This is a genomic window from Nostoc sp. TCL26-01 (assembly GCF_013393945.1).
Taxonomy (GTDB): Bacteria; Cyanobacteriota; Cyanobacteriia; order Cyanobacteriales; family Nostocaceae; genus Trichormus.
The window spans coordinates 2589681-2602098 of sequence record NZ_CP040297.1; the positions used below are offsets into that span (position 1 = coordinate 2589681).

8 protein-coding genes are annotated in these 12418 nt (G+C 42.7%); 3 read left to right on the forward strand and 5 right to left on the reverse strand.

What is annotated here, in order from left to right; translation table 11 throughout:
• Window positions 1–80 precede the first annotated feature (80 nt).
• Window positions 81–1448, forward strand: a complete 1368-nt coding sequence (locus FD725_RS11150) for a cysteine desulfurase-like protein (RefSeq protein ID WP_179048200.1) — start codon at window positions 81–83, stop codon at window positions 1446–1448.
• A gap of 261 nt (window positions 1449–1709) precedes the next feature.
• On the forward strand, window positions 1710–2480 hold the full coding sequence (locus FD725_RS11155; protein ID WP_179048201.1) for a hypothetical protein: 771 nt from the start codon (window positions 1710–1712) through the stop codon (window positions 2478–2480).
• Window positions 2481–2719: 239 nt separating this feature from the next.
• Here FD725_RS11155 and FD725_RS11160 read toward each other — a convergent pair whose 3' ends face one another.
• Together FD725_RS11160 and FD725_RS11165 are read right to left on the reverse strand one after the other, a co-directional pair.
• Window positions 2720–3091: a hypothetical protein gene (locus FD725_RS11160; RefSeq protein ID WP_179048202.1), complete on the reverse strand. Its 372-nt coding sequence runs from the start codon at window positions 3089–3091 to the stop codon at window positions 2720–2722.
• Between the two features lie 58 nt (window positions 3092–3149).
• Entirely contained in the window at window positions 3150–4868 is a 1719-nt protein-coding gene (locus tag FD725_RS11165; RefSeq protein ID WP_179051504.1) for an AarF/ABC1/UbiB kinase family protein, read from the reverse strand.
• 457 nt (window positions 4869–5325) lie between these two features.
• On the opposite strand from FD725_RS11165, the gene FD725_RS11170 reads away from it, so the two are divergent.
• Entirely contained in the window at window positions 5326–6426 is a 1101-nt protein-coding gene (locus tag FD725_RS11170) for a hypothetical protein (RefSeq protein WP_179048203.1), read from the forward strand.
• Between the two features lie 237 nt (window positions 6427–6663).
• On the opposite strand, the gene FD725_RS32440 is transcribed toward FD725_RS11170, so the two are convergent.
• The 3 genes from FD725_RS32440 to hflX all read right to left on the reverse strand — a co-directional run bounded on the left by FD725_RS32440 (window position 6664) and on the right by hflX (window position 12306).
• On the reverse strand, window positions 6664–8880 hold the full coding sequence (locus FD725_RS32440; RefSeq protein WP_256871888.1) for a PEP-CTERM sorting domain-containing protein: 2217 nt from the start codon (window positions 8878–8880) through the stop codon (window positions 6664–6666).
• Window positions 8881–9466: 586 nt separating this feature from the next.
• Window positions 9467–10369: a 2OG-Fe(II) oxygenase gene (locus FD725_RS11185; protein ID WP_179048204.1), complete on the reverse strand. Its 903-nt coding sequence runs from the start codon at window positions 10367–10369 to the stop codon at window positions 9467–9469.
• Between the two features lie 200 nt (window positions 10370–10569).
• Window positions 10570–12306, reverse strand: coding sequence for a GTPase HflX (gene hflX / locus FD725_RS11190; protein ID WP_179051505.1), 1737 nt, complete (start codon window positions 12304–12306; stop codon window positions 10570–10572).
• Window positions 12307–12418: the final 112 nt, after the last annotated feature.

Sequence of the window (12418 nt, forward strand, 5' to 3'; positions counted from 1 at the left end):
TGATTTGTCTTGGGAAAGCTAAGAGAAATCTTCGATGATTTTAAATTTTGAATACCGCGAAGCGGTATTGGGAGTCTGATATGGAAGCTCTTGATCTCAAATGGATACGTTCTCAGTTTCCGGCACTGACACAAAAAATTAACGGTCAACCTGCAATATTTTTTGATGGACCCGGTGGTACACAAGTACCAGGGTCAGTATTAGATGCAATGAGCGATTATTTAGTTAGGTCGAATGCCAATGCTCATGGAGCTTTTGCCACCAGTGCGCGGACAGATGCAGTCATTAACTCAGCTAGAGCTGCGATCGCTGATTTTTTGGGTTGTAACAGTGATGAGGTAGTTTTCGGTGCGAATATGACGACGCTGACCTTTACCTTGAGTCGAGCGATCGCTCGCACCATCCAACCTGGAGATGAAATTATTGTCACACGCCTTGACCATGCTGCTAATATTTCTCCCTGGTACGCCTTAGAAGAACAAGGTGCAGTTATCCGCGTTGTGGATATCAAGGTGGAAGATTGCACTCTAGATATGAGTGACTTACAAAGGCAAATCAATCACAAGACCAAATTAGTCGCTGTAACTTACGCATCTAACGCCGTCGGTACAATTAATGATATTCCCACCATTGTAAGTTTGGCTCATGCTGTCGGTGCTTGGGTATTTGTAGATGCAGTTCATTATGCACCTCATGCACCAATTAATGTTCAGGCTTTGGGATGTGACTTTCTTGCCTGTTCCGCTTACAAGTTTTTTGGCCCTCATATTGGTATCCTGTATGGTAAGCGAGAGCATTTAGCTAACCTGCAACCTTACAAAGTAAAACCTGCATCCGATGAAGTCCCATCCCGTTGGGAAACCGGAACCTTAAATCATGAGGGATTAGCAGGTGTGGTAGCAGCAATTAATTATCTAGCTAAATTGGGTTGTCATGTCTCACCTACTATTGATCATGAATTAGTTTCGGCTTTAATCGCAGCCGATAAAGAAGGCTTAGAAACATTCCATTGTCCCCAATTTCTCACATCACCAGAACAGCCAGCACATGAACTTACCTCTGCCTATCACAGTCGCCGTGCAGCTTTGGTTGCAGCGATGTCAGCCATTCAGCAATACGAAAGAGAATTAAGCCATAAACTAATTTCCGGGCTATTAGAAATCCCTGGCTTGAATTTATACGGTATTACAGATCCGCATCACCTTGTTAAACGCACACCAACACTAGCGATTCGTCTCAATGGGCAAAGTCCAGAAGAGATGGCAAAGAGATTAGGCGATCGCCATATCTTCTCCTGGCACGGTAATTTTTACGCCCTCAGTCTGACTGAAAAATTAGGGGTAGAAGCTAGTGGTGGCTTATTACGTATCGGGTTAGTACACTACAATTCCCCAGAGGAAATTATTCAACTATTAAAAGCCGTCACAGAAATTGCGGCTAGAAGTTGAAATGATGACAAATCACCAAAAACTTTGTAGAGACGTAGCAGTGCTACGTCTCTACGTCTCTCTATAAATATTGCCCATACCGACGTGAGCCGAGTTTTTTGTAATCTAATCTTGAAGACTCAGCGCATCATCAGTAAAAATACGATTAACTTTATATTTTAACCCACTCCATCTCGTCAATATCTTGTAATCTGGTTTTATAGACTAAATAAATTCCTCAGTAAAAACACTATCCCTTTTATCTCTAAGCTTGGAAATACTATGAGCCAAGAATTACAAGATTATTGCTTCTGCACATTAGCCTTAAGAAAAAGATATCGCCTCCTAGCTCAACAATTGGCTAGTGATTTAGAGAAATATGCTCCCGGAAAAACACTGTTAGTCTTAACAGACGAACCAAGTGATTTTCGTGATCAAGCCAACGTTATGGCATTCAAACATCGCCAACGAGGCATCCTGCACTGTTACCATGACAAAAGCCTAGTCATGGAAGTAGCTTTATCAAAATTTTATGCCGCAGTTTATATTGATGCCGACACCAGAATTTTGTCGCCAATACCCCAAGGCTTAAAATGGCAACCAGGAATCACCGCAGGCCATTGTGAAAATTTGGTAGGTCATGTCAGTAAATATACTCCTGAAAGATTACCTCACATTAGTAAAGCAGCAGCTAACCTAAATCTAGAAATAGAAACTGTCAACTATGTAGGAGAATGTCTATTTATTATTGCTAGAGACGAAGGTAAAGAAATCGAGTATTTAAAATATTGGGCAACTATTGGCAGGTACTTAGAATTACGAGGTATCCATGCCGGCTCAGGTAACGCTATGGGATTAGCCGCCGCTAAGGTAGGTTGGAACGTCGCAAAAGATGGCTGGGAAGAAGTGAAAAATGTCATTAAGCACTTAGATGCTTCTTACACCAACAAACAAACAGTATGGGATTTCTGGAAAAGAAGATTAGGTTATCATTACCGACTCAATAAAGCTAGACTAGCTGCTTTAAGAGAGTTTGATTTTTACTACAGATAAATAGACTGGCAAATAGCTGATAATTACAACTCTGTGTTTCTCCCGCATTTCTCACAAAACGGTAGGGGCGGGTTCACAAATATGCTTCAATAATTCACGAACATCTCGTTAACCCGCCCCTACAGCCTCTGGACTTCGGTTTTATCAATTTCGTGAGAAATTAGGTTTCTGTGTCTTTGTGGTTAGATAAAACATTTCTACCACAGAGTCACAAAGACACAGATAATTTCATGACTATATCAAGAATCTAAATCAAGTGCTTGTAGACCTTTGCGTTCTGCAAAGTTAAGCATACTGCCTAATTGAAACCACACTAGCAAACAAGTCAACAGACTAAGAGGTAAACCAACACCCAAAGCTAGAGAAGTAGGAAAACCAAAGATTTCTAAACCTGAAGCGAGAAATAAACAAGTACCAATTGTAATACCTAAAAATGGTACAGATAATAATTGTTTCCAAGAAGCACTAGATTGAGGTTTTTCTGTACTAGTATTTTGCCATTTCTGCACGACTAATTTGAGTGTTCCCGATAAAGCAGCACCAGAAGTTATAGCAATAAATAAACCAACAAATAGTAAGCAATATGGTGGTTGTAAAGGATAATAGTACATGAAAGCTCCAAATTGAGATTAATTAATTAAAGGTTTTTAAAAAGTTTAAAAGCAGATTTTACTGTCTGGATTTGTCATCACCAAAAAATGAGAAAGATGCAGCTTTTGGTAAGATAGCGGCAGCACCTTCTTTAGATAAATCAGTTAATAAACTGATAGCTACACTTAACAGTCGGTCTGGTTTGATGTCATCTTTAACTAATAACCACAGACGTTGGACTTCTTGCGTATGTAGCCTGTCGTCTTCTGTTAGTGCTAAGACTAGCTGTCGCCGCAGAAATTTGCCTTCATCTGATAAGAGATATTGCAAGCCCATTTGCGCTGTAGGTAACACATCAAAATTTTCATCAGTCCGGGCGATCGCAATCAAATTCTCCAAGCGTTCCCACTGAAATTTACCATCTTTAAACAGGACATTCAGTAAGCGCCGTCTTAATTGGGGAGATTCTCCTGTCAATAATCGCCGGGCTACGTAAGGATGACTCACTTCCACAATTTTAAAATTACGATTGAGGCTCAGAGCAATCCCTTCTTGAGTTACCAAAGAACGAATAATCAGGGCAAACTTTGCCGGTACTCTAAATGGGTATTCATACATCAGTTCTGAAAACTGATCAGTGATGGTTTTAAAGTTAAAGTCCCCCACATTCTGACCAATGGCGTTACCCAGTACTGTCTCTAATGCTGGGATAATTGGGCAAATATTGGTATCAGGTGTCAAAAAACCTAAATTGACAAAATCTGTAGCTAAATCAGTATAGTCTTTGTTGACTAAATGCACTATTGCATCTACCAAACTTTCTTTAGTGCTTTCCTCTAACTGATCCATCATGCCAAAGTCGATGTAAGCCATCCGACCATCGGGCATAGCAAATAAATTACCAGGATGGGGGTCAGCGTGGAAAAAGCCGTATTCCAATAGCTGTTGCAAGCCGGAAGTAACACCGATGCGGATAATGGCTTCCGGATCTAAACCTGCTTGGCGAATACTTTGGGTATCTGTCAACTTGAAACCGTTAATCCACTCTAAAGTCAGGACTCGGTTGCTAGTAAAACGCCAATAAATGCTGGGAACTTTGACTTGTGGGTCATTACGGAAGTTGTTGGCAAATTTTTCCGCGTTGCGACCCTCATTAATATAGTCGATTTCCTCGAATAACTTGTTACCAAATTCGTCAACAATCAAAGTCAAATCATGACCAAGATTTAAAGGTAACCACGGGGCTAGCCAACCAGCAGCCCAGCGCATCAAATAAAGATCCAGTGTAATTACTGGACGCAGATGAGGACGTTGTACTTTCAGTGCTACTTCTTCACCAGTGAGTAAACGTCCCCGATACACTTGACCCAAACTAGCCGCCGCCACTGGTGTTGGTGAAAGTTCACTAAAAATTTCTGAGATGGAACGATCTAAATCAGTTTCAATAATTTGATAAGCGATCGCATTATCAAACGGTGGTAACTGGTCTTGCAGTTTAATCAGTTCATCGAGAAAATCTTTGCGGATTAAATCTGGTCTGGTAGATAGTGCTTGACCAACCTTAATAAAAGTAGGCCCCAACCGAGTTAGGAGAGTCCTTAACTGTGTAGCACGTTTACCGCGATTTTCCTCTACTTGATTTTGCCACTCATCCCATTTGAGATCGAAAATAAACTTGGCAAAAGACCAGGATATTTGAAAAAACCGTCCTAAAGCCAGCCAAGGACGATATCGATAGTAACGAGCGATCGCTTCTGGATTGTAGCGCTTCAGCTGAGCAGGTTGATACTGACCCACGCCTTTTTCTGCCTCTTCTACTGGGAAATTCACAGTGTCATTTAGTCTTTATTGACCTGCAACTTGGTTAATTGTTTTAGTTGATCGTAGTTTTTCTGAAAAAACTTACCAAACTAAACTCTTAGGAAGTTATTCGAGGCTATGTTAGCCCATGTAACTACCCAGATATTTCTATCTTTTTATTAATTATACTTTATAAAACTACAAATTCTTCATGGTTATTTACAAGCTAAGTAGGGGAACACTATAAACAAGTTACAGTTATTACTTACTTCTCGGATAAATCACGTTAAGGGTATGTAGATAAGTGCGTGAGTATGGCTACTGAGAAGTGATATTTGACAGATGTGATTAATAACTAGAAAGTAACAAACAGCCATGCTGACTTGAATGATGTCATTTAGTACATCAGCGATGGCTAAGTTCCCATAATGCAGTTCTTCTAGGCTAGATTGTGATGAAATTTTTGGCAATTTTTAGCCACCGCAAGCAGCAAGCGCGTTTGCTCTCGGTGGTGATTGGTTTTGCTGTGGCTATTTTGTTGATCACTTGTTCAACTGCTAATAGTCAAACAACTACGAGAGATCCCTGGCTTTGGCCATTTTCCTCCACATCAATTTGGAATTTGCCCATTGGTTCAGGCGCTCGTTACATACCTGCGAATATTCAAAGAGCCTACTGGCGAGGAGCAGATGAAGAGTATTTATTTAAACTCAAATCCACAGATCCTCTACGCCCTGTGTATACACCAGGTAGTTGGACTAAAAGATGTGCAGGTGTGAACACTACTAACCTATCCTTACCAGTTCCCGATAACCTCATAGTCTCAGATGCGTCTCTTGAGCCTTACAGCACACCAAACAACGCTGCTGCGTTTTTATTACCAGATGGTAAAACCCTCGTCCAGTTAGGAGTTTTAGCTCGCTGTTTACCAGGAGGGCCGATTTATGGTTGGCACTATTTCCCTGATATGAGTCTCTATTGGAATGGTAGTGGGGGAGGGCATTTTGGCTCTGGATTATCTGTGCTTGGCGGTTCTGTTCGCAAAGGTGAGTTAACGAATAATCAACCAATTCGTCATGCTCTCAAGGTTGTGCTTTGGGGTAAAAAGTATCTGTATTATGGTAGCGATCGCAAAGGATTTAGATGGCCAGCAGATCGAGCTGATAATGAAGCACCCACTATTTATGGTGGTACAAACCCTGCTTTAGTACAAGGATCACTCTTAGCAATTCCCCCATATGTAACGGAAACGACTTTAAGACTACAAACCCCAGCCGGGAAAAAACTCTTTAAAGCCCTACAAAATTATGGTGCTTACGTTGTGGAAGATGCTGGCTGGGATGCTCATTACCTGGAATTAGAAAAAGGTGTAGTTGATGAATTTCGTCGAGCTTATGGCTATGACTTCAATGGCTCTACAGGCGTATTTCACGAAGACTTCATGAAACTGTTTCAAGCCCTCAATATTATTGATAACAATGGGCCAGATACCATAGGCGGCGGCGGAATTACACGACGCGCACCTCTAGCGCCACCTCTAACTGCACCAAAATAGTTACACAGCAAGGAAAATCAACTAATACTGATACCTCGTTGTCAATCACTGGTAGACATCTGGTGAAAATGAATGTAGAGACGTTGCAGTGCAACGTCTCTACAAGGATTTTGGGCAACGCAGAATTAATTTCTGGAGATGTCTAGTAGTCATATTTAACAAATGAGTGAGAAGTATAGCTATACTTCTCACCCATCTCTATCTCACTAACGTGATTGTTGTTGATAGTGTTTCAATTTACGAGATATCTTTTTTGTTTTTCTTCTTAACTCCAAAAACACCTGCTGCAAATAAACCTAAAGCGGCAATCGTACCAGGCTCCGGTACTTTTCTAGGTAAAGGTGCGACAGGAGCAGGTTGATAGTAAGTTGTCGGCGGTGGTAATGGCACGGGTGCTGGTGCTGGCGCGGGTGCTGGTGCTGGCGCAGGTGCTGGTGCTGGCGCAGGTGCTGGTGCTGGTGCTGGCGCTGGCGCAGGTGCTGGCGCTGGCGCAGGTGCTGGCGCAGGTGCTGGGGCAGGTGCGGGTGCTGGTGCTGGCGCTGGCGCAGGTGCTGGTGCGGGTGCTGGTGCTGGTGCGGGTGCTGGTGCGGGTGCTGGTGCGGGCGCTGGCGCAGGTGCTGGGGCAGGTGCGGGTGCTGGTGCTGGCGCTGGCGCAGGTGCTGGTGCGGGTGCTGGTGCTGGTGCTGGTGCGGGTGCTGGTGCGGGTGCTGGTGCGGGTGCTGGCGCGGGTGCTGGTGCTGGTGCTGGTGCTGGCGCTGGCGCTGGCGCTGGAGTTGGTGCTGGGGCAGGTGCGGGTGCTGGTGCTGGGGCAGGTGCGGGTGCTGGCGCTGGTGCGGGTGTTACTGCAACTAGTTTATTGACAAAAGATTCACTTCCACCATTACTAAAAGCTTGGACGTGAAAACCAACACGCAAAGCACTATTTTTTAAGCTGTTAATAATGTCATCAAATGTGGTGCTACCACTCAAATCAAAGAGTACACTCACAAATTCGCCAGGATTTACACCCATCTGTGAGACTGGTTGATTAGCCTCAACGGAAAAGTCTGAATTAAACTTACCGCCAGGAGCATTATTGCTTCCAGGTAGTGTTCCTATTTTTGTGGGTTGTACAAAGTCTACGCCACTACCGCTATTACTAATTGATTTGATGCTGTCTAGTAAGTTTGTGGTTTGATCAAAATAAATTTGCGTAATGGAAGAGGCTTGTTGTCCAAAATTATTGAAGGTAAATAAAACCTGATTTGAGTTACTACCTTTAGTGACATCTAAAAATAGTTGACTTTCACCTGTGGCTGCATTCGTCGCATCATTACCCGTAATATTTTGAAATCCAAAACGTACAGATGATGAAGGCGCGGGCGCGGGCGCAGGTGCTGGCGCAGGTGCTGGTGCTGGCGCAGGTGCTGGTGCGGGTGCTGGTGCTGGCGCTGGTGCTGGTGCTGGCGCTGGTGCGGGTGCTGGCGCTGGCGCTGGTGCGGGTGCTGGTGCTGGCGCAGGTGCTGGCGCAGGTGCTGGCGCAGGTGCTGGCGCTGGTGCGGGTGCTGGCGCTGGCGCTGGTGCGGGTGCTGGTGCGGGTGCGGGCGCTGGTGCGGGTGCGGGCGCAGGTGCTGGTGCTGGTGCTGGCGCAGGTGCTGGCGCTGGTGCGGGTGCTGGTGCGGGTGCGGGTGCGGGTGCGGGTGCGGGCGCTGGTGCGGGTGCTGGTGCTGGGGCAGTCGCTGGGGTTGGGGTTGGGGTTCTAACAGCCCATTCCTCAAAGCCTCCGTCATTACCAGTAAATTTCGAGTACAGGTAAACAAATTGGTTATTAGAAGTTGTAAACAAAGCGTCCGGAATGTATGCAAACATATCATAGCGACCGCTTCCAGGGTTTAAGTCTTTAAGATTAATCGAATTGTCACTACCAGTATCAAGGTCGAAAATCTTTGTAGCATTAGCACCAAAACCAGTAGAACTGGAATAGTTAGTGAGATTTTTCGCGTTACCAAGGAAAATCTGCAACATATCTAAGTTGATAGCTGCTTTGTTGCTAGCATTCGGCTCATTAATATCTAAAATGAACTGGCGGTAAACTATACCGTTAATATTTACGGTAGGTACAGCACTTAACAACAGAGAGCGAGTGAAATTAGAATCTGTTTTTTCGTCAAACTGCACGGCACGATAATCTGTGTTGTAACCTTGTTCAGTATCTCTATTGCTATCAAGGCGTACAAATGAATTAATTAGCCCAGTACCAGCCGGATCATTGTTGCTAATCTGCTGGAATAAAGCATTATTGATAAAGCCTGAAGAACCTTGAGTAGTCAAATCTAGGTTTATTGCGGTAGGTGCTAGTGTGATAGATGCTTTTATAGCAGCTGCTTCTGCTTGAGGCATTTGCACAGCAGTCAGCAATACTAAAGACGATAAACCACAGGTGATATAGCCTATTAATTTCTGAGAATCTGTCACTTCTTTAAATTCCTTTATTTGTTAGAGAAAACATCAAAAAACGTCTCTTCAAAATAGAATTGAAGAGTCAAGACAAACTATGAAGATAAATTGCTTTGAAAAAGCTAGTTTGTTTCTACAACGTATTGATTAGTTGGTAATCGCAAGTTGACCTTGATTAAAAGATTATTTTTGGTTTTGAAGGTGCTGGTAATTGAGATGCATTTGATAACAATTTTTGTGATGAATTTATTTTTCGGTGATGTATAGATATAATTTGCCACAAATGCTTACTGATAGTCGATGATTTTTCTAAAGTTTTACCAGAATTTTAATTTAGAATGATTTAAAAATAGCCTTTATATATTTACCTAAATTTTCAGCATTTATACTGAAATATAAATATAAGTATTTTCTACTAATTTATTTTTGTTTTTCCAGATGAATCTATGTATTATTAATATTTTTTAGATGAAGGCTAAAGTTTGAGCATATAAATACTCAGGAATTTCATTGATAGTTATGATTTATGGACTTTGACTATAATCAATAAAAAAAGGGAAGCGATTGATCGCCTCCCTTTTTTCTAAACAAGATTTTCTAGTGCTTATGCTACATTATGATCTCGACGTACCCAGCCATTGATAGTAAAACGACTATCTGTAAAGGATTTAGATGGACATTTTACAGGTAGAACTTCGTGCATATATCGACTGATGAAAAATACAATACTGTTATTACGTGGCTCAACAGTTTTGAATGTTTCTGCGTTGACGTAAAAGTTATTTTCTACTTTACTATCGTAGATTAGTAACTCTCCACCGGAAAATCTCTTAGGTTCTTGATAAAAGTAATAAACATATGTCAGTTCTCTAGTAGCTGTTTCTGGGCTACCATTATCGTTATGAATTTTGTAATAATTACCATCATTATGTGCTGTGAGTTGACTTTCTATCTGAGCTACATTAAATGATGGCATTGCTAATTTACTGACAATATCCGGAATCACCGCCTGAATTTTCTTAATTATCAATTCCGAAAATTCGGGAAATGAGTAGAGAACCATTGAACGACGATAGTCTTCATCTTGGGTAGAAGTTGTAGTTGGTAGAAAATCTGCTTCTTTGGCTAAAGTATATTTGATTAATTGCTGATGCTCTTCTGGAGATAAGAAATTATCTATTTGGATGTAGTGAGAATTTAAAACATTAGTGGATATGGGATTTGTATTTTCTACTTGTTTGACCCATATAGGAGGCTCTGTAATTACGCCAACAAGTTGCTCACTAGAAAAACATAAAGCAGAATGACCTTCATTGAGAGGAATTTGGAACAAACAGTGGTTAGCTGACTCTGGTTGATAGACACGAGTGACAATTGTTGTTAAAAGGCTATGTAGAATAGTTGCATCTGATTTTAAGTAAAGAGTGTATTGATGTCCTCCAGTTAACAGCAGTTGAACTTTGACATGATGAGATTCTAATGATTCTGGATCTGTTTGTATAGACATTTCTGTAATTGTGAAAAAAGTATTAGTAATATTTACGTGGTAGTTTGATTTACATATCTACTGAATACCTGTTCTATCATAGCTATTGAGCGATCGCCATCACGTAAATTACACAACAGCACAACTTTTGGTTTATCAGTAAAAAAGGTCGTAGTTATTAATGACTACGACCTCAGAGCAATTTCAGTTAAGTTAAGTATTTACCGAGAATCAACGGCATATTGAATCAACTGACTAAGACGATGACGCAGAGTTTCTAAGCCTAAACGTTGACTTGCGGAAATAAATATGGCTAGGGGAAACTCTTCTTGAGCTAAAGCTAGGGTTTTGCCATCTACTTGATCAATTTTGTTAAAAGCAACCAGTGCTGGGCCAGGAGTTACAGGCATTTGTGCCAAAATTTCTCTGACTGCGCGAATATGACTCAACCAAGCAGGATGAGACAAATCTACTAGATGTATTAAGGCATCTGCTTCGGTAACTTCTTCTAATGTGGCACGAAAGGCATCCATTAAAGATGCGGGTAGTTCGTGGATAAATCCTACAGTATCTGTAATCAGAATTTCTTGGGCTTCTCCAGTTTCTGCACGAGGAATTACCAAGCGGCGCGTGGTGGGGTCAAGGGTGGCAAATAACTGGTCGGCTGTGTAAACTTCTGCATTAGTGAGGGCGTTTAATAGAGTAGATTTACCAGCATTGGTATAACCAACTAAAGCGACTGAGGGAACTTCTCGATGTTGTCGCCGTTGACGTAAGCGTGAACGGTGGGCTTGTAATTGGTCTACTTCTTGTTGCAATCGAGAAATCCGTCGCTGAATGGCACGGCGTTCTGTTTCTAGTTTGGTTTCACCAGGGCCGCGAGTCCCAATACCACCCCCTAGTCGGGACATGGCTTGTCCTCTACCAGTCAGCCTGGGCAGCATATATTCTAGCTGTGCTAGTTCGACTTGCAATTTCCCAGCACGGGATTGAGCGCGTTGGGCAAAGATATCTAAAATCACTTCGGTGCGGTCAACTACCCGTAGACCAATTTGCGCTTCTAAGTTGCGGACTTGGGCGGGTGAGAGGTCGCGGTCAAAGACGACGAGATTACATCCGAGAGTTTGAGCTGTAAGAGCAACTTCTTGCACCTTACCTTCACCAATAACGGTTTGGGGATGGATACGCGATCGCTTTTGTTGTAATGTCTGTAATACGTCACCGCCAGCTGTATCCACTAACCGCGCCAATTCGGCGATGGTATCATGGAATGTTTGCAGTGACATCTCATCGGTCATGACACCGACAATTAATACACGATCATGATCGGCATCAACTTCTTGAGCGATAAATTCTCGACGGAACTCTGCTTCTAGACTTTCTACTAAGTCGGTGAAGTCCTGCTGTGCTATGTCATCCAGGTTTAAGGGTGAGGATATACTCCAGCTGGGAGACTGAACATTACTAGACCCGGCAAAGGCTGCCGTAATTAAGGTACGCGCATCTTGTGGGACTAGATGGGCTAGATAAGCCTCTTTGACATATCCAGTTGCACCACCACCACGCCTAGTAAAACCTGTCCCAGTAATATTAATTACCACTAAAGCATCTAAACGCTGCATCGCCATCGCTGTGAGAGCTGCTTCATTTGGCGGTTCTGCTTTCAGATGAGTAGCGATGCAACGAATACCACTGAGACGTTCTGCACCATAACGCGGTAATTCCATTGGCGGAATTTGTGTTTGACGCGGTGTGCCTACGCCAACACGAATCACTTGACCGCGACGGTTGACATAGGCACACACAGGTAGGTTAATTTCCGTACTAATAGCAGCCAGACGCTGGGAAAACTCAGGCGTAGTGATGCGATCGCCCGGTATACGCTGGTGATACAGTCGCTGTAGTTGCTTCAGCTGACTGGATTTTAAACCCTGAAGATTACCGAAAATAGTTTCTATAGGCGTTTCTGACCAGTAAACTGGCCCCCCGAATCCTTCTATTGTCTATTTTACAACAGGCTTTGGGTTGCCAGCTCTGTCTTGTGGGGGGTGTATTTTGATTTTTGAGTTA